Annotated in this window: 14 protein-coding genes and 1 tRNA gene; 11 read left to right on the plus strand and 4 right to left on the minus strand. The window is 59.0% G+C overall.

The genetic code is table 11. The features are described 5' to 3' along the window. Positions 1-92 precede the first annotated feature (92 nt). The gene (locus tag AB3G88_RS14080) at positions 93-1,529 is read left to right on the plus strand and encodes an ATP-dependent nuclease (protein ID WP_480450250.1); all 1,437 of its coding nucleotides are present in this window, start codon (positions 93-95) and stop codon (positions 1,527-1,529) included. 179 nt (positions 1,530-1,708) lie between these two features. On the opposite strand, the gene AB3G88_RS14085 is transcribed toward AB3G88_RS14080, so the two are convergent. Both AB3G88_RS14085 and pvdQ read right to left on the minus strand, forming a co-directional pair. Continuing rightward, a tRNA-Cys gene (locus AB3G88_RS14085) sits at positions 1,709-1,782 on the minus strand. A gap of 212 nt (positions 1,783-1,994) precedes the next feature. Continuing rightward, positions 1,995-4,283, minus strand: coding sequence for a bifunctional acylase PvdQ (gene pvdQ, locus AB3G88_RS14090; protein WP_480450252.1), 2,289 nt, complete (start codon positions 4,281-4,283; stop codon positions 1,995-1,997). 237 nt (positions 4,284-4,520) lie between these two features. On the opposite strand from pvdQ, the gene AB3G88_RS14095 reads away from it, so the two are divergent. Further along, the gene (locus tag AB3G88_RS14095; protein ID WP_099585281.1) at positions 4,521-4,901 is read left to right on the plus strand and encodes a fe2+ zn2+ uptake regulation protein; all 381 of its coding nucleotides are present in this window, start codon (positions 4,521-4,523) and stop codon (positions 4,899-4,901) included. A 30-nt stretch (positions 4,902-4,931) separates the two neighbouring features. On the opposite strand, the gene AB3G88_RS14100 is transcribed toward AB3G88_RS14095, so the two are convergent. After that, positions 4,932-5,120: a hypothetical protein gene (locus AB3G88_RS14100; RefSeq protein ID WP_099585282.1), complete on the minus strand. Its 189-nt coding sequence runs from the start codon at positions 5,118-5,120 to the stop codon at positions 4,932-4,934. 299 nt (positions 5,121-5,419) lie between these two features. Between AB3G88_RS14100 and AB3G88_RS14105 the strand changes: the two genes are divergently transcribed. After that, a complete protein-coding gene (locus tag AB3G88_RS14105; RefSeq protein ID WP_480450255.1) occupies positions 5,420-8,902 on the plus strand; it encodes a membrane-targeted effector domain-containing toxin in 3,483 nt (1,160 codons plus the stop codon). Here the strand turns inward: AB3G88_RS14105 and AB3G88_RS14110 are convergent. Then, positions 8,899-9,840 carry a LysR family transcriptional regulator gene (locus tag AB3G88_RS14110; protein WP_158876224.1) on the minus strand — a complete coding sequence of 314 codons (942 nt, stop codon included), beginning with the start codon at positions 9,838-9,840 and terminating at the stop codon, positions 8,899-8,901. The two genes, AB3G88_RS14105 and AB3G88_RS14110, sit on opposite strands and share 4 nt — an antisense overlap. A 117-nt stretch (positions 9,841-9,957) precedes the next feature. On the opposite strand from AB3G88_RS14110, the gene AB3G88_RS14115 reads away from it, so the two are divergent. The 8 genes from AB3G88_RS14115 (at position 9,958) to glgA (ending at position 18,650) form a co-directional block, all read left to right on the plus strand. Further along, complete coding sequence (locus AB3G88_RS14115; protein ID WP_480450257.1) at positions 9,958-10,953, plus strand: aldo/keto reductase; 996 nt, start codon at positions 9,958-9,960, stop codon at positions 10,951-10,953. Between the two features lie 134 nt (positions 10,954-11,087). Next, positions 11,088-13,082: a methyl-accepting chemotaxis protein gene (locus tag AB3G88_RS14120; protein WP_480450259.1), complete on the plus strand. Its 1,995-nt coding sequence runs from the start codon at positions 11,088-11,090 to the stop codon at positions 13,080-13,082. Between the two features lie 89 nt (positions 13,083-13,171). Continuing rightward, a complete protein-coding gene (locus tag AB3G88_RS14125; protein ID WP_480450261.1) occupies positions 13,172-13,630 on the plus strand; it encodes an SRPBCC family protein in 459 nt (152 codons plus the stop codon). 81 nt (positions 13,631-13,711) lie between these two features. After that, positions 13,712-14,158, plus strand: a complete 447-nt coding sequence (locus AB3G88_RS14130) for a DUF411 domain-containing protein (RefSeq protein WP_112195496.1) — start codon at positions 13,712-13,714, stop codon at positions 14,156-14,158. A gap of 3 nt (positions 14,159-14,161) precedes the next feature. Further along, positions 14,162-14,605 (plus strand): YqaA family protein, encoded by a 444-nt coding sequence (locus tag AB3G88_RS14135; protein ID WP_480450264.1) that lies wholly within the window; start codon positions 14,162-14,164, stop codon positions 14,603-14,605. Positions 14,606-14,649: 44 nt separating this feature from the next. After that, the gene (locus AB3G88_RS14140) at positions 14,650-15,651 is read left to right on the plus strand and encodes an alpha/beta fold hydrolase (RefSeq protein WP_480450266.1); all 1,002 of its coding nucleotides are present in this window, start codon (positions 14,650-14,652) and stop codon (positions 15,649-15,651) included. 26 nt (positions 15,652-15,677) lie between these two features. Beyond that, positions 15,678-16,631, plus strand: a complete 954-nt coding sequence (locus tag AB3G88_RS14145) for a D-2-hydroxyacid dehydrogenase family protein (protein WP_480450268.1) — start codon at positions 15,678-15,680, stop codon at positions 16,629-16,631. A 462-nt stretch (positions 16,632-17,093) separates the two neighbouring features. After that, positions 17,094-18,650, plus strand: a complete 1,557-nt coding sequence (gene glgA, locus AB3G88_RS14150) for a glycogen synthase GlgA (RefSeq protein ID WP_099585292.1) — start codon at positions 17,094-17,096, stop codon at positions 18,648-18,650. Positions 18,651-18,663: the final 13 nt, after the last annotated feature.

The following is an 18,663-nucleotide window of genomic DNA, read 5'->3' on the forward strand; positions in this document are numbered from 1 at the left end:
ACGCCCTGGACTACCTGTGCGCAAACTATGCAAACAAATCAAACATTAATGACTGTATAGAAATCTCGGAAAATCTTGACGAGCGAAGTCTAATGAGCCTGTTCCCCGCCAACACGAGCGGAGGAGTACTAGGAGGCAATTATTGGCACGATCACGGAAAAAAATTCGTAGATGCCACATTAACCTGGAAAGAAATATCAACAAATAAAATGGAGATTGTCAGAGTTAGTGTTCCGGCGTCTGCCGAAGAAATCAAGCAGTTAACATCTACCCATCCAAGCTCAGCACTACGTTTACACACACATATAAGATTGGATGCTGACCGCGATGTAATACCAGAAGCCATTACATCTACAATGCAAATATCGAGCAATGGCACTGGCGCAACAGAAACAATCCACAAATACCTCCAGCACGTTGAATTTGATAGATCCTTTATCCAAGGAAAACTACTGAGCGCACTTAACAAAATATTTTCACCAGATATAGAGTTCAATGAAATAACTACTCGCTATCATTCCGACAATGAAAAGTGGGAAGTATTTCTCGGGGAGAAAAGCAAGGGCCCAATCGCCTTATCAGCTTCTGGAAGCGGGCTTAAAACCGTAATATTAACGCTTCTAAATCTACTGGTTCGTCCTGACTTTGAAAAAAAACCAGTTCAAAAGTATATATTTTCACTGGAAGAACTAGAGAACAACCTTCACCCTGCGCTACAAAGAAACTTATTCATGTACCTGGAGGAATTCGCGATCACCAATGAGTGCCATATATTCCTAACCACACATTCAAATGTTGCCATTGATATATTTGGTGACTCTGAGCATTCGCAAATCTTGCACGTATTGCGTGGCGATGATGGTGTTACAGGTACTATTTATGATGGAGATATGGGTGGGTATGGAGTTCTTGATGATCTTGGCGTGCGGGCCAGTGACCTATTGCAATCTAACGGATTGATATGGGTAGAAGGCCCCTCGGATAGAGTATTTATAAAGAAATGGATCGAATTATGGAGTAATGGCGAACTAAACGAGGGCCGCCACTTTCAATTTGTATTCTACGGCGGAAGTGTCCTAGCAAACATTAATGCCAGCCCCTCTGACACTGAAATAAGAGAAGCAATCAGCGCCTTCAAGATTAACCGTAATTTCGCCTTCGTATGTGATAGTGATCGTAGAGCCCCTAATGGCACGCTGAAGCCAAGAGTGTCTCAGTTGATCAATGAAGTCGCGGGAACTCGTGCAATGGTATGGGTAACTCGGTGTAAAGAAATTGAAAATTACATCCCAAAGGAATCATTTGAGGCGGTCCATGAACGCACTGGGTTACCACAGATCGGGGAATATGATTCCATTCAGGATTATCTCCTCTCAAATGGTATATCTCGCGCAAAAGACTACACCAACAAGCACAGTAAAGCCTTCGCATATGCAGAACACTTAACAAAAGGCAATCTCACTTTTCGTCCCGAACTGGAAAAAGAGATCACAGAATTAGTAGCCAAAATCCGCACCTGGAACCGCTGATTGAGCTTCAGCATTAACCCTTTTGTACGAAGGTCAGTGCTACGGGTAACCCCCACGACGCTGGCCGTAATGAGAAAATAGCTCGGTGTTGCGGAACACATCCCAAAAGTTGCGGAACACTTCTTAAATCGCAGGCAATAAAAAACCCCGTAGATCATTGATCTACGGGGCTTTAAGAGTGGAGGCCGAGGTCGGAATCGAACCGGCGTAGGTGGATTTGCAATCCACTGCATAACCATTTTGCTACTCGGCCTCAAACGATCAATGCCCTGGTTGCTGACATTCACCGCATAAAAACTTGAGTGGGCTATAAAGCCATGCCTCTACTCTAACTCATTGAATACATTGAAGTTTTTAATGCTTCGTTGCTTTCTATGGGCGCCATTATGTACTCATTTGCCAATGCCTGCAACCCCTTGATTTCAAAAATATTTCGCATTGGCATCAAGGAGTTGCGTGCCTGCCCTACTCCTTGATGCGCTGCGTCTGGTACTGCGGGTCGGCCTTGATCTGGGCGTCGGTGAACGGCAGTGGGCGCAGTTTTTTCTCGGAGAAGGCTTGGGTCTGGTCCTTGGCGTATTTCGATGCGGGGTTGCTGGACAGGGAGAACGTCAGTACGCCTTGGGCCTGTGGTCCATGGTCGTCGAAGGTGACGATTTGCAGGTAGCTGCTGCCGCTGACGACTTCACGCTTGCCATCGGCACGGGGCACGGTTTGCATGGCGTTGTAGATCCCCAGTTCCTGGGGGCCGCCGTGGATCGGGGTCTGGCCGCTGACTTGGACATCACCCCATTTGCTACCCGGCTTGAGGCCCAGCTTGGCGACGTCGGCGGTGGAGGCCAGCATGGCTTCGCGCAACGCCTTGGCGACGGGCGCTCGGTCGATGGCCAGGCCACGCGGTGTGGTCAGGGGTTGGGCCGGGTCGAACGCCACGCGCCAGGCATCAGGGATTTGCTCCAGTTGGTCCACCAGGTTGATGAAGTGCACCAGGCCCAGGCCGCTGTCGAGGTTGGCGTGCCGGTCCCAATCGTTGAGGCTGGTGCACAGTGGTTTGAGCACAGCCGCGTCGGTGCCCAGGTGCTTGGCGCAGAACGCCAGCAAATCCGGCATGACTTGGCCGGCCAGGTATACCTCGTTGTCCATCACCATGTTTTGCAGATCGGCAACGCTGATCGGTTGTTTTTCCAGGGAGTGCAGGCGTTGCAGGGCAAATCGGGCGCGCGGGCCCAGGCCGATATTGTCCTGGCTGATCACGGGTGAAAAGCCCGTCAGCGGCGCCTTGGGGTTGACCATCCAGGCTGAGTCGTTGGAGTGCTGCACGTAGTCGGTGCGCTCCAGTTGCGGCAGTTGGTCGGCCGGGAAGATACCGGCCTGGGCTGCGTGCGGGTCGACGTCCCAGGCGCAGGCGCTGTGGGCGCCGTCGAGCATGATCATTTGCAGGCCGGCACGCGGGTCGCTGCATTGGGCGAGCTTGGCCGCGCTGACGTTGGGCACCACCGACAGGTTCATGTACAGGCTCTGGCCCTGGTCATCGGCAGCCAGGGTGTTGACCCACGGAATGCCTTGCAGGGTGTGCACTGACGTTTGCAGCGCTTTAAGGCTGCCGGCGCGGTTCATCGCGTACCACTGTTGCAGGACGCGGTCGTTGCCGAGGTTGGCGTCGCGCAGGCTGAAAGCGTAGTGGCTGTCCCAGTCCAGTTTGCCGGGCCATTGCACGACGGGGCCGAACTGCGAGCTGTACACCGGATGAACCACGGGTTTGAGGCTGCCGTCCGCTTGTTTGACCTGCACCGTCACCGAGGTTTTTTCCAGGGGGATGGATTTGCCATCGAGCATATAGCGCGTCGAATCCTTCGGATCCAGCGTGAGGCGGTACACGGTGAAGTGCTTGGAGGTGTCGACCGTATGGGTCCACGCCACGTGCTGGTTAAAGCCGATATTGACCACCGGCAGGCCCGGCAGCGCGGGGCCCATCACATCCAGTTGGCCTGGAATGGTCAGGTGCATCTCATAGAAGCGCATGCCACCGACCCATGGAAAATGCGGGTTGGCCAGCAACATGCCGCGCCCATTGAACGAACGATCACGGCCCACCGCCACGGCGTTACTGCCGCGATCCAGGGTGAAGCGCTGCTGGTTGGCGGCCGCCAGTTCAAACGCCTTGGCGGTAGGCTGCACGCTGGCCGTGGTTTGAGGCGGCGCTGCGCCCACCAGCGCTTCGGCGAATTGGCCGACACCGCCCTCCACCAGCAGCCTGCGGGTCAACTTCACCAGATCTTCAGCCTCCAGCGGCCTTACCCACGCAGCCTGACACTGGGCAGGGGCGCCCTGCTCTTTCAGATAGCGGTTATAGCCGGCGACGTACCCTTGAATACGGTCTTTTATTTCAGGGGTCTGGGCTTTCCAGAAGGCCGCCACCGTCTCTGGCGTATTCAGCCAGGTAAAGAACACATCGCTGGCCAAATTGTTGCGTTCTTCCAGGGTCGACTGATCGGGGCCGAAAAACTTTGCCCGCTCGCCATTCACCGTGACCACCTCATTGGCCAGCAGGCACAGATTGTCCTGGGCATAGGCGTAACCGATGCCGAAGCCCAGGCCACGCTCATCGCTGGCGAGGATATGCGGCACCCCATAACTGGTACGGCGAATATCTGCCGACGCCTGCATCACCTGCTCGCGCGCCGATGCGGCCAGGCTCAACCCCAGCAGCAACCCTGCGATACCTACCCTGGACAACCCGTTGGAAATAATCACGCAGACTCCACAGTCAAATTGAACACCCTCACCGGGGGCAGTTACCCCACCGTAAGAACGCATAAAACCGGGAGAAATTTAGCCGCGTGGCAGCTTTATCTGAAGGACGTGGGTTGTGACAAAACCGACACTGACGAAATTTCTACATCCAACACTTCATGATTTTGCTCGCTCGTTCGTCTTATTAAATAAGAGCGCCATCATTTTCCTGATCAGGCTCTGATAAGGAGTTTTTGCATGTACAACCCGCAAGTGCCCACGGACGGACATTCATCGGTTGCCGACGTCAATTTTGGCGGCGGCACGCAAGCGTTCGGCAAAACGCCCGAACAGCAAGGCAACCAGCGTATTCGCCATTTGCTCAAGTGTTTCGGTTTGCGCACCAGCCTGATTCGGCTGAAGGTGATCGACGCCCTGCTCACCGCTGCCGACAACCAGCGCACCCTTGGGGTACGCGGCGTGCACAGCCATTTGCTGGAGCTGGGCATCCCGTTGTCGTTTCTCAGCGTGCGCGAAGTGCTCAAGCGCCTGTGCAGCGAAGGCGTGATCACCCTCAATGCCGATAAGAGCTACAGCCTCCATGAAGAGGCTGCCAAGGTGCTCGAAGGGCGGGCCTGAAGTCAGCGCTTCACGCCCCGACCTACATGTTCAGAGCTTGACCTTGCGGCGCATGATGCCGTTGATCACCACCACGATCACCGCGACGGCAATGGCGATGGTCTGGAACGTTTTCTCACTGATGACCCCGGTGTTCTGCAAGTAGGACAGACCAAACATCGTCCCCAGTACAGCCAGGGCAATCAGAAGCGAATATTTCAAACGTTGCTTTTGCGTCATGACGGGTTCCTGAACCTGAAAAATTTAATCCCTGCATGGCCCCGCGTCGGGAATCCACTGAGGTCGGCATGGCCTTATGTTACAGGTGATGAAAAGCTTTGGCTTGTCCGGTATTGAGGTTCAGCTCGCCCCTGCCCTGACAAAAGGAAAAGTAACACCTCATCGTTTCGTTCACTTACATACGTAAGGACCACCCCGGGAACTGCAACGCCTGAAACGCGCACAGACTAATGCGCTCAGGCCACCAGTGATTTGGCTTTCGTAGCGCCGACATTTGCGCGCCATAAAGGTCAATCACGATGAATTTTCTCAGCACTTCACCTCGTATTTTCCCGCAGCCCCTCCCCTTTCTCCTTGAGCTCGCCCCGACACAAAGCTCCTCGTTGCACCTCACAGCGCAAACTGAACAGGTACAACCGGACGGGCGCCAAGCCCTGAAAGACCGGTTGGGCGACAGGCGTAACGTGCACGCCTTGGCCCAGGCGCTGCACACCGCGGTGGAAAAACTCGGGGAAGACGCGACGCCCGAGGCACTGGCCGCTTATTTGCGCAGCACACACCTGCCGCTTGATCCGGATACAGCCGGCGCAAGTGCACACACTGCCAATCTTGAGTCACTCATCCGCGCCACGTGCGCCTACATGCCGAAAACCTGGGAAGAACTCAAAAACACCGCCCTGGCACTGTCCGATCACACCCTGCAACATCCATTGGGCAACTTCGGGGGCGCCCTGTCCTGGGCGCTGCCGTTGAGCGTGGAGCATCAACGCACGGTGTACGACGTCGTTGCATGTAACAGTGCAAACCTGCCCGGCCTGCCGCTGACCAGCGCCCGCGCCGGCGCGCTGGATTACCTGACCGATGCCGTCACACTCTCCCCGACCGCGCTGCAAGACCCCGCCGCCGCACTGGAACAGCTTCTCGACACCCCCCGTGCTGCGGCGCTGGGCGCAGCTATTCAAGCCAGCGTTGGCGGCATCGCCACAGACAGCAGCGTCAATGATTATGTGTTGGCCGCCATCCATCTGGGCCTTGACTCCGAAGCGCTTGAGCAACCCGAGCGGAATAAGGTGGCAGGCTTTGACCTGGCAGCCGAGCGTCACTGGGGCCATTCGCCCGCCGCCGTCGTCGACGCCTTGGCGAACCACCTGAGCAGCAGCGGTCGAACAGCGTCAGCCACCGCCCCCTTGGCAGCCCGATTGCTGTTGACGCGCGTTGCTCCGCAGTTCCTGGTCAAAGACATCCCTGCGACAGTGGTCTACGGCAGTCAGGCGTGGGCCCATTTGTGTCTTGCAGTCGCCGGTATCGAAGCCGACACGCCGGGTAAGTCGGTCCACATGAGCTTCAGCGAAGTCATGCTCGCAGCCGGCCAGACAAGCGAGACGAGCGAGGCAACTAAAAAAGCCGTGCTGATTGACTGGAGTGTGGCCAACCAAGTGCTCCCGCGCGCAGATGAGGCGCTCTATTCCACAGAAGATATTGAGGAAGCTCGCAGTGTCTTCAACACACAACATGAAGCCTTGAAAGAGGCATCCGGTTTGCTCGACGCGCCCCTGCCGAACCGCAAAGAAATGGCGCTCGCATTACTCAAAAAAACCTTTGGGGATAAACCGTGGTTTGAAGAAAAAAACCTCTGCTTCATGCCAAATTTCTTGCTCGTAGGACGAACCGCTACCTACTACTCGTTGGTGGATATCGTCATGCAGGGGCTCAAAATCAATGCTCACGACTGGAGGTTCGTTCCAGCGCGTGACGATATCAACCTGCAAGCTGTCGTCCGCTTCACTAACAGCGCGTCATTCAACGTACCCAGTGAGTTCGATAAAAAGTTCACCGCGGTGACGAGCCAGTACAAAAAAATCAAGCATTACGCCTTGATGAATGCCATCACCCTTCTGCCTTTGGCAGACCGAGATATTCTTAACAAGGCAAAACTGGGTTTCTACAAAGAGAACTCCTACCGAATCTCCGCGCTTCCGTTCGTCAAAGACACCTTGTTCCACACCAGCCCCAAAATATTGATGCAAGCAGATTACAACGGGGAAAAGCATGTTTACGAATTCGACACCACAACGTCGACGATCAAGAAAGTTGCCAGAAGCCGAATAGGCCCTGACCAGCCTGGGCCGAGTGAGGTCACCAAGATCGAAGCGTTCCCCGTCGGCGCAGCATTAAGTGAACTGGAAACAGCACAAACACGCGGCAATGCCAAGGCCAACACCTTTACCAATTCGCGCATCAGACAAATCGCCCAGGCAGTGGTCAACGCCGAGGGCATAGACAGTGACGCCGTTAAGCGTCAAGCCGCGGGCAGAACATCTGCCGAACAAAACCGTGACACGCTGGACGCTGTCGGGGAGTTCTTGCTGGACCTTGTCCCCTTGAGATCCGCCATCGTCAATTTTCGTGCAGGTCACTACAAGGACGCCGCTGGGGACCTCGCGTTCGACATCTTTGGCTTTATTACCGCAGGCATTGCTACGGTGGCAAAAGTGGCAAAAGGTGCAAGCACGGTTGCCTCAACCCTCGCCAAAGTGGCGCGAGGCACCAGAATAATCGGGGTGAATGCCTTAAGCGCCTTTAACCCCTTGAGCGGTGTGGGCGACGTCGCTGTGGGTGCAGGCAAACTGGCCTTGGTTAGCGCGAGCACTGCCGGCGAGGGTATTCACCGACTCAAAGGCATGCTCAGAGGCAGCGACTTGATAGAGGCCAGTCGCGGGTTTGACGACGCGGCAATCGGCGTCTTCACGCAGGGGGGAAGACGCCTGGAAGGCAGTGCAGTGTTGCACGACGGCAAATGGTACGCGGCGGATACCCACTCACGGCAGCCATATGGGCCGCCGCTTGACACGTTCAACCCCAGCGACACCCTCGCACCGACCCATGCCACCCCCCCTAAAAGCACCGACGGCGTTCGGCACAACCCGTTGGATCGAAGCGCTCGCCGCCGCCCCCTCAAACAAGTGCCGCTCCCCGTAGGCAGCTATGTGGAAAGCATGAAAGGGAGGCTGGAGCCGGGGCACTTTCTGCGCGGCAACGGGAAGGATGAAACCTTCAAAAAATTTCTCGGGGAAATGGACCAGACGTATAACGCGTTAAAGCACGGAGGCCTACCACCACGTCCGAGCATTCCAGCGATTCCCAAGCCCGTGCCCGCCAAGGACTTGATCACAGAAGCGCTGAAGGTCTCCGATGGCATCGTGTTTGGAGAATCTCATCGCGAGATGGCCAGCTTCAAAACGCTGTTCGACAACGTTGATACGTTCAAACAACAAGGGGTTAAAAAAGTCTATTTCGAGGGTGTCATCGAGCTACCCGGCAAGGGAGTCGTGGACGATGGTATTGGCAATCTCGGGGCGGCCAGCACGCCGCGTACAGGCCCGACGTTCAAGGAGCTCAAAGCCAAACTGGAGTTGAACGGCATCGAGGTACTGCCCCTGGATCACTACTATCTGACACGGCACAAAGACGCAAGACTTGGCCTCACCCAAGCCGGGTCGGGATCGGCGCGCAGGCTTGAGGAATTCAACTACTATGCCTCTGAAGTGATCCAGGCCAACTCAGGCACGGAAAAGTGGGTCGCCTTGGTCGGCCACTCCCATATGAAGACCTCCGAAGGTGTACCTGGGCTGGCCGAGATGACGGGAAGTATTGGCATCGGTGTGTTCCAGAACAAGCCTCCCCATGTGTCCGTAGGACTCAGGGATACCGTTAACGTCCCCAACCCTCAAAACCCCCTCAGTGGAACCGACCGCCCTGGCGACCTGCATATCTACGCCTAGCCTCCACATGGGTGATTACCGCAGGCCTGGCGCTGCAAGCCGGTGCCGGGCTGCGCACAGAGCTCAACCAACCAATCTACAAACACCCTTACCCGCTGTGACAGCTGACGGTGCGGCGGATACAGGGCAGTCAGCGCCATTTTCGGCACCGGGATACCGGGCAACACATGCACCAGTATGCCTTCGGCCAATTGGCGCATGGCGTGATAATGCGGCGCCTGGATCAAACCGAACCCAGCCTCGCACGCCGCGAAGTAAGCGTCGGAACTGTTGACGGCGACGCGCTTGGCCAGGTTGACCAGACGCAGTTCGGCGCCAAGCTCGAACTCCAGGCCGAAGCGCTTGCCACTGGCGCTGGAGACGTACTCGACCATCTGATGCCGAGCCAGGTCTTCCAGGGTTTCGGGCACCCCCATGCGTTCAAGGTACGCAGGGCTGGCCAGGGTGATTTGATCCATCATTGCCAACGGCCGCGCCACCAGGGATTCGTCCAGTGCCAGCCCGCCACGCAGCACGCAGTCCACACCTTCGCGAATCAGGTCCACCGGACGATCGTTCAGGCCGATTTCCAAGTCGATCTGCGGATACCGGGCGGTAAATGTCGGCAAGGCCGGGATCACCAGGTAGCGGCCGATACCCGCCGGCATATCAATGCTCAAGGTGCCGCGCGGGTTTTGGCGCTGGGTGGAGAACACCGCTTCGGTTTCCTCCAGGTCCGTGAGCAACTGCACACACCGCTGGTAATACGCGGCGCCGTCCAGGGTCGGGCTGACCTGGCGCGTGGTGCGCTGCAACAATTGCACGCCCAGGTGCGCCTCCAGTTGCTTGATCAGCACGGTCACCGAGGCGCGAGGCAGTTGCAGGCTGTCGGCGGCCTTGGCGAAGCCGCCCAGCTCGACGATCCGGGTGAATACGCGCATGGCGTTGAAACGGTCCAAAGGGCACGTCCTGTGTGGATTGTTTAGATATTACGAACAGTGATAGTGGTTTTAGCCTGTTTATCCCGATTTTGTCGAGAGTAACAATGAACGCCTTCATCAACAGGAGCTCAACCCATGCACACTCGTCAACTCGGTAAAAACGGCCCTCGCGTCTCCGCCATCGGCCTCGGCTGCATGGGCATGACTGACTTTTACGCACCCGACAGCGACACCACCGAAGCCACCGCCACCCTGCACCGCGCCCTGGAACTGGGGGTCAACTTCCTCGACACCGCCGACATGTACGGCCCGCACACCAACGAGCAACTGATCGGCAAGGCCATCGCCGGCAAGCGCGACCAGGTGTTCCTGGCCAGCAAATTCGGGATCGTCCGCGATCCGGCGAACCCAGCCCTGCGCGGCGTCAACGGCCGCCCGCAATACATCCGCGATTCGATCAACGGCACCCTGCAACGCCTTGGCGTAGATACTCTGGACCTGTACTACCAGCACCGCATCGACCCGCAGGTCGCCATCGAAGAAACCGTTGGCGCCATGGCTGATCTGGTCAAGGAAGGCAAGGTACGTTATCTGGGCCTGAGCGAAGCCTCGGCCGCTACCTTGGAACGGGCGCACAAGGTTCACCCCATCAGCGCACTGCAAAGTGAATACTCGCTGTGGAGCCGCGACCAGGAGCACAACGGCTGCCTCGCCGCCTGCCAACGCCTGGGCATTGCGTTTGTGCCCTACAGCCCGCTGGGGCGTGGTTTTCTCACCGGCGCGCTGAAACGCCCTGAAGACTTCGCTGCCGATGACTATCGCCGCACCAATCCGCGCTTTCAGGGCGAGAACTTCGCGAAAAATCTGGAACTGGTAAAGCAGGTCCAGAACCTTGCGGCTGAAAAAGGCGTGACCGCCGGCCAACTGGCGCTGGCCTGGGTATTGGCGCAAGGCGAATACATCGTGCCGATCCCCGGAACCAAGCAGCGCAAATACCTGGAAGAGAATGTGGCGGCGGTCTCAATCGCCCTCACCGCGCAGGAGTTGGCGGCGCTGGAGACGATCTTTCCGGCCGATGCAACTGCCGGCCTGCGCTACCCCGCAGAGGTCATGGCGATGCTGGATATCTGACGAGGGGGGCGCCGTCTGGCGGCGCCTCTATTTTCTTGCACGGACGTACCTAAAGCTGCGCATTGTCAGGCCGATAGCCCTACGAAGCTCCAAAAAAGCCGCGTCGATAATAAACGCTTCGTAAGGACGGCCCCATGCCCCCACTGCGCTCTATCCAAGCCCGCTATACCCTGTTTCTGGTGCTGTTCGTCCTGGTGTTGTTCGTGTTGACCGTCGTGGGTATCGGCCAGTTGGTCGCGCCCAAGCTGCGACAGACCGAAGAACAGGTGGTGCTCAATCGCATCAGTGAGGTGGCCGAACAGATTCAGGGCGAACTGAACAAGGTTCAGGCCCAGCAACGCACCATCACCCAAACCATCCCGTTGCTCGACAGCGATGCCATCGACAAGGTGCTGCCGGGGCTGGTCGACCAATATGGCGAGCTGAAAGTATTCGGCGGCGGCATCTGGCCGCTGCCCAACCAGCGCACGCCGGGGCGCAACAAACACAGCACGTTCTGGCACCGCGATGCGTCGGGCAAGCTGGCAGTGAACACCTTCTGGAACAGCGACCCCGCGCCCAACTATTACGATCAGAGCTGGTACAAGGGCGGCCTCGCGTCGCCACGCGGGCAATGCGCCTGGGCCGCGGCCTACAAGGACGACGCCAGCCAGGAGCCGCGCACCAACTGCGCCATGGCGATCCAGCGTGACGGCGCCGCGTATGGCGTGGCCACTATCGACGTGACCCTGGGTTTCTTCAATGACCTGGTCGCCAGCAAGGAAAAAGACATCGGCGGGCAAATGCTGATCGTCGAAGGCGACGGCAAGATCATCAGCAACAGCTCGCGCCTGAGCAGCCCGGTGGTGTTGAAGAACATCAGCGAACTGACCGCGACCTCGGCATTTGCCACCCAGGTCAGCAAAGCCCTGGCTCATCGCGACCAGGCGCTGCAACGCGGCGAGTTCGACAACGGCGGCGTCGCCAGCACGTTCTATATGCGCCCCATCGAAGGCACGCCGTGGTTCCTCGCCACCGCCCTGCCCACTTCGCTGATTACCGCCCAGCGCGACGACGTGCTCGGCAGCCTGGCGCTGGTGCAGATCCCGATGGTGTTGTTGCTGGTGTTGCTGGCCGCGTATGCGATCCGCCAGCTGGTGCAGCGCATGAAGACCCTGAAAGCCAACATCGACGCGCTGTCCGCCGGCGATGCCGACCTCACGCGGCGCATCACCATCCGCGCCGAAGACGAGTTGGGTGCCATCGGTCATTCGGTGAACCGCTTTATCGTCTACCTGCAAAACATGATCGGCGAGGTCACCCAGGCCACCGGCGCGATGTCGTCGGGCCTTGAGCAACTGCAACAGACCTCGGCCCACACCAACCAGATCCTGGTGCGCCACGCCTCGGAAACCGACCAGACCGTCACCGCCATCACCGAGATGAGTTCCACCGCCGACAACGTGGCGCAAAACGCCGCCGAAACCGCCTCGTTCACCCAGCGCGCCAATGAACATGCCGACCGCTCCCGCGTGGTGGTTGGGGAAGCGTCCACCAGCGTCAGCGCCTTGATCGGCGAAGTCGCCAGCGCCACCCACACCGTGGAAAACATGCGCCAGGACGCCGCACGCATCACCGAAACCCTCGGCGTGATCGGCGCCATTGCCGGCCAGACCAACCTGCTGGCTCTCAACGCCGCGATTGAAGCGGCCCGGGCCGGCGAGCAAGGCCGTGGCTTTGCCGTGGTAGCCGACGAAGTCCGCGCCCTGGCCGCGCGCACCCAGGCCAGCACCTCGCAGATCAACGAGATGCTGGCACGCCTGACGGCCGGGGTGAGTTCGTCGGTCGCGGCCATGGAAAACACCCAGGCCAGTTGCCAATCGGCGGCGGATGCCACGGCGCGGGTAAACACCGGGCTGGATGAAATGGCCGGTTCCGTCAGCCATATCAACAACCTCAGCACCCAGATCGCCACGGCCGCCGAGCAGCAAAGCGCGGTGACCGAAGAGATCAACCGCAGCATGGTGCAGATCCGACATATGGTCGAAGAGCTGGTACAAAGTGGCCATGCCACTGAAACCAATACCCAGAGCCTGCTGGACGCCAATGGCCGGGTGATAGCCTTGATGAGCCGCTTTAAAGTGCGCTGATCAATTCTCTGAATGCTCCCGTGCAAAGCGCGGGAGTCGGACTATTCTGACAGCTCCAAGTGTCAGCCCCGCCACACAGGAGGTGTGCCATGCGCGTTGTCGAGCAGTCGGTCCGCTTGGAGCGGATCAGTCAGGAACGCTTTATCCAGGCCCCCATCGATGCCGTCTACGGCTATGTGACCCAACCGGATCGCTGGCACGAATGGCACCCCACCTCCCTCAGTGCCGATACCGGTACCACCGGCTCACTCCCCGCCGGTGCACGCTTTAACGAAATGATCGACCTGCTCGGTGTACGCGTACCCATGAGCTACCGCGTGCAGATCGCCCAGCGTCCAAGCGAGTTCAAGGCCGTGTTCACTTCGCTGGCCGTCGATGGCTCCCTCCACTACTTCCTCCAGCCGTTTCGCGACGGCACGCTGTTCAAGCGCATCCTGACCTATGAGACCGAATTGCAGTTGGCCAGCCTGCATGAGCGCATGATCGAGCTTTCGGCCAAGGCGCTGGACCGGCTCAAGCAGCGGCTGGAAAACCCCGACTCTGTATAACTTTGAAACATTACCACGGCGTCCCCGCGAAAAAAGCGCGGAGAATGCCCGGCTTACTGCCTGGTATCGGACGGAAACCTGATGAAAACCTCATTGCGATTGGCCCTGCTTTCAGCCCTGTTCACCACGACCCTGGCCCAGGCCGCTGACTTGATCCCCATCGATGTACACCGTGACGCCAACTGCGGTTGCTGCAAAAAGTGGATCAGCCATCTGCAAAGCAACGGCTTCAAGGTCAACGACCATGTCGAAGCGGACATGAGCGCGGTCAAGCAACGGCTGGGCGTGGCGCCGCGCCTTGGTTCCTGCCACACCGCCGTGATCGACGGCAAATTTGTCGAGGGCCATGTGCCCGCCGAGCAAGTGCTGGCCTTGCGCAAGCGCGACGACCTGCTGGGCATCGCCGCACCGGGCATGCCGATGGGTTCGCCCGGCATGGAAATGGACGGGCGCGGCGAGGCCTATCAAGTCATCGGCCTGACCCGGGACGGCAAGGATGTGGTGGTGGCTGACTACCCGGCGCACTGATCGGTGCTGATGGGTTACTTCGGGCTGTTCGTCGCAGCCTTTGGTGCGGCGACCCTGCTGCCCTTGCAATCGGAAGCGGTGCTGGTGGGCCTGTTGCTCAGCGGGCATTACAGCCTCGGGTGGCTGCTGGGCATCGCCACCCTGGGCAATGTGCTCGGCTCGCTGGTCAACTGGTGGTTGGGACGCTGGGTCGAACACTTCAAAGGGCGACGCTGGTTTCCGGTCAGCGATCGGCAGCTGGAAAAAGCCCGCCGCCATTACCAGCGCTGGGGGCACTGGACGCTTCTGCTCAGTTGGCTGCCGATCATCGGCGACCCGCTGACGTTGGTGGCCGGGGTGATGCGTGAGCCGCTGTGGCGGTTTGTGCTGCTGGTGACGCTCGCCAAAGGCCTGCGCTATGCAGTGTTGGCCGCCGTGACCTTGCACTGGGTGTTAATCCCCACTTAATCCCTCGCCAAGAGCATCCAGGCAACCTTTGTGGAGCCCCGCCCATGCCTCTATTCCGTGCTTTTTGCGTCGCCGGCCTGCTGACGGCCAGCACCACCGCTGCGCTCGCGGCCACCTACGGCCCCGAGCTGCAAGGCTTCCAGTACCCCTATCCGCTGGAACATTTTCACTTCCAATCCCAAGGCGAATCCCTGCAAATGGGCTATATGGACGTGCCGGCAAAAGGCACTGCCAATGGTCGCGCCGTGGTGTTGATGCACGGCAAAAACTTTTGCGGTGCCACCTGGGAAGGCTCGATCAAGGCCTTGAGCGACGCCGGCTACCGCGTGATCGCCCCGGACCAGATCGGTTTTTGCAGCTCCAGCAAACCCGAGCACTACCAGTACAGCTTCCAGCAGTTGGCCCTCAACACCCATCAACTGCTGGAAAAACTCGGTATTCAAAAGGCCACCCTCCTCGGCCACTCCACCGGCGGCATGCTCGCCACGCGGTACGCGCTGATGTACCCCGAGCAGACCGAGCAACTGGCGCTGGTCAACCCCATCGGCCTGGAAGACTGGAAAGCCCTGGGCGTGCCCGCGCTGAGCGTCGACCAGTGGTATGCCCGTGAACTGAAAGTCAGCGCCGAGGGGATTCGCAAGTATCAGCTCAACACTTACTACGTCGGCCGCTGGAAGCCGGAGTACGAGCGCTGGGTGGACATGTACGCCGGTCTGAGCAACGGCCCTGGGCATACGCGGGTCGCATGGAACTCGGCGTTGATTTACGACATGATCTTCACCCAGCCGGTGTACTACGAGTTCAAGAACCTGCAGATGCCCACCCTGTTGCTGATCGGCACGGCCGACAACACCGCCATCGGCAAGGATGTCGCGCCGCCAGCGGTCAAGGCCACGCTGGGCAACTACGCGGTGCTGGGCAAAAACGTGGCCAAGCTGATCCCCCACGCAACCCTGGTGGAGTTTCCCGGCCTGGGCCACGCGCCGCAGATGGAAGAAGCGGCGAAGTTTCACCAGGCGCTGTTGAAGGGCTTGAACGCCCTTTAATCCAACTTTTTTCGAGGCACGCGTGAATGTCGGTACAGATCGCAGTGATTGATGATTGGCAGCACGTGGCCAGTGGCGTGGTGGATTGGTCGGTACTGGAGTCGGTGGGCCAAGTGCATTTCCTGCACGATTACCCGGCGGATACCGCCGTGATGATCGAGCGCCTGCAAGCCTTCGAAGTGATTTGCGTGATGCGTGAACGCACCACCTTCGACCAGGCGCTGTTACAGGGCTTGCCCAGGCTCAAGTTGCTGGTCACCGGCGGCATGCGCAACGCCGCGATCGACATTCCTGCGGCCAAGGCCCTGGGCATTCAGGTCTGCGGCACCGACAGCTATAAACAGGCCGCGCCGGAATTGACCTGGGCGTTGATCATGGCCTCCACCCGCAACCTGCTGGCCGAGGCCAACTCCTTGCGTGCTGGCGACTGGCAGGTCGGGTTGGGCGGTGACCTGTACGGCAAGACGCTGGGCATTCTCGGGCTGGGCAGCATCGGCCAGAAGGTCGCGCAATTCGCCCAGGTGTTCGGCATGCGCGTGATTGCCTGGAGCGAAAACCTCACGCCGGAACGTGCGGCCGCAGCTGGCGCCACCTGGGTCAGCAAGCAGGCGCTGTTCGAGCAGGCCGACATCCTTACCATCCACCTGGTACTCAGCGACCGCAGCCGTGGGCTGGTGGATGCCCAAGCGCTGGGCTGGATGAAACCCACGGCGCGACTGGTGAACACCGCGCGCGGGCCGATTGTGGATGAGCAGGCGCTGGTCGAGGCGTTAAGCGGTGGCCGCCTGGCCGGGGCGGCACTGGATGTGTACGCCGAGGAGCCATTGCCGCTGGATCATCCGTTTCGCCACTTGCCGAATGTGCTGGCCACGCCCCATGTGGGCTATGTGAGCGCGCAGAATTACCGGCAGTTCTACGAGCAGATGATTGAGGATATCCAGGCGTGGGCCAAAACGGCGCCCATGCGCGTACTCGGCTGACGCACCAACACGGGGCGCCTCACTGCACCATGCATAGGGGCGGCCGCCCCAATGGGGCCGCTTCACAGCCCAGCGCAGGGCAAGCCTGCTCACCACACAGCTGCACCCAATCGGTTAATAACAGTTGAATGTCTGGTTACAAGTATTTTGTCCTACAAAATCTGCCTAGAAACCCTACAGGCTCTGGGATCTGTCCTAGACTCATGACCGATGGGTCCGTTCCAAAACAAAAACCCCGCAAAAAATCGAAACTTTCAGACTCTGCCATTGGTCCAGTTTTAAGGTAAGGCGAGCGCGTTGGCTTCACGGCAAATGCCCGTCCATCCAATCTTTTTTCACAACCCGTGCAACTGGCATACGCCTTGCCAGTTTGTACAGTGCTTGTGCGCCTGGCCGCAGGATGCGGTCAATCGGAGCTAATGGCAGCGGGCCATTAGCCGACCAACAAAATGGGAGTGCATTATGATCAGTGCCGCAGTAGATACTCAGGGAGAGCGTTTCAGTCAGCCCGCAGGGGGGCCTACATCATTGGCCGACCTGCCCAACACTGTGCGGCCAGTCGTGAGTCAAAACCCGAATCGAAAGAAAGTCCTGTTTGTCACCTCCGAGTTTGCCGACCTGGTGAAAACCGGCGGTCTGGGCGACGTGTCCGCTGCCCTGCCCCGCGCCATGGCCCACCTGCATGATGTGCGCGTGTTGATCCCCGGTTACCCGCAGGTGATGGAAAGCGACAACCCGATCCATATCATCGGTGAGCTGGGCGGTCACGCCGCGCTGCCGCCGTGCAAGATCGGGCGCATGGATCTCAAGGACGGCCTGGTCATCTACGTATTGATCTGCCCCGAACTCTACGAGCGTGAAGGCACGCCCTACGGCGCCAACAACGGCCGCGACTGGCCGGACAACCATATCCGCTTCGCCCGCCTGGGCCTTGCCGCCGCCGACATCGCCGCCAACCTCGCACAGATCCACTGGTGCCCGGACCTGGTGCACGCCCACGACTGGCCCGCTGGCCTGGCCCCGGCGTATATGCACTGGCGTGGGTCACGCACGCCGACCCTGTTCACCATCCATAACCTGGCTTACCAGGGTGTGGTCAGCCTCGCCTCCACACCGGAGCTGGGTATCCCGCCCCACGCCCTGCAACAGGAAGGCATGGAGTTCTACGGCAAGATGTCGTTCCTCAAGGCCGGCATGGCGTATTCCAGTCATATCACCACGGTGAGCGCGACCTACGCCCAGGAAATCACCACCCCGGAATTTGGCTGCGGCCTCGACGGTTTTCTCGCCGCCAAGACCCAGCAAGGCCTGCTCAGTGGTATCCCCAACGGTATCGATGAAAGTTGGGAAACCTCCACCGACGAACACCTGACCCACAACTTCAATATCGGCGACTGGGAAGGCAAGGCCATCAACGCCGCCCATGTGCGCGAACTGTTCGGCCTGCACGACTCCACTGGCCCGCTGTTCGCCGTGGTCTCGCGCCTGGTCTATCAAAAAGGCCTGGACCTGACCGAAGCAGTCGCCAGTTTCATTGTCGAGAACGGCGGCCAGATCGCGATCATCGGACGCGGCGAGCCGGAAGAAGAACAGGCCATGCGTGAACTGGCCCTGCGTTTTCCGGGCCAGGTCGGCGTACGCATCGGCTTCAACGAAACCGACGCCCGCCGCATGTTCGCCGGCAGTGATTTCCTGCTGATGCCCTCGCGCTATGAGCCCTGCGGCCTGAGCCAGATGTACGCCCAGCGCTTCGGCTCATTGCCGGTGGCACGCAATACCGGCGGCCTGGCGGACACCATCGAGAACGGCGTCACTGGGTTCCTGTTCAATGAATCCACCGTGGAAAGCTATGAAGAAGCGCTGAGCCGTGCGTTCAAGGTCTTCGCCTTCCCGGGACTGCTCAACGCCATGCGTTGCCGGGCCATGACCCAACCATTCAACTGGTGCCAGGCGGTCGAACCCTACGCAGAACTCTACGAACAACTTGTGGCCAAGGCCCTGGGGAAATCAGTCAAGTAATCAAGGGAGGTCT

Source organism: Pseudomonas arvensis, from assembly GCF_056688935.1.

Coding starts and splice junctions, on each gene's coding strand:
- AB3G88_RS14080 (WP_480450250.1), top strand. CDS start 93: ATGAGCCTGTTCCCCGCCAACACGAGCGGAGGAGTACTAGGAGGCAAT.
- AB3G88_RS14095 (WP_099585281.1), top strand. CDS start 4,521: ATGTACAACCCGCAAGTGCCCACGGACGGACATTCATCGGTTGCCGAC.
- AB3G88_RS14100 (WP_099585282.1), bottom strand. CDS start 5,120: ATGACGCAAAAGCAACGTTTGAAATATTCGCTTCTGATTGCCCTGGCT.
- AB3G88_RS14105 (WP_480450255.1), top strand. CDS start 5,420: ATGAATTTTCTCAGCACTTCACCTCGTATTTTCCCGCAGCCCCTCCCC.
- AB3G88_RS14115 (WP_480450257.1), top strand. CDS start 9,958: ATGCACACTCGTCAACTCGGTAAAAACGGCCCTCGCGTCTCCGCCATC.
- AB3G88_RS14120 (WP_480450259.1), top strand. CDS start 11,088: ATGCCCCCACTGCGCTCTATCCAAGCCCGCTATACCCTGTTTCTGGTG.
- AB3G88_RS14125 (WP_480450261.1), top strand. CDS start 13,172: ATGCGCGTTGTCGAGCAGTCGGTCCGCTTGGAGCGGATCAGTCAGGAA.
- AB3G88_RS14130 (WP_112195496.1), top strand. CDS start 13,712: ATGAAAACCTCATTGCGATTGGCCCTGCTTTCAGCCCTGTTCACCACG.
- AB3G88_RS14140 (WP_480450266.1), top strand. CDS start 14,650: ATGCCTCTATTCCGTGCTTTTTGCGTCGCCGGCCTGCTGACGGCCAGC.
- AB3G88_RS14145 (WP_480450268.1), top strand. CDS start 15,678: ATGTCGGTACAGATCGCAGTGATTGATGATTGGCAGCACGTGGCCAGT.
- glgA (WP_099585292.1), top strand. CDS start 17,094: ATGATCAGTGCCGCAGTAGATACTCAGGGAGAGCGTTTCAGTCAGCCC.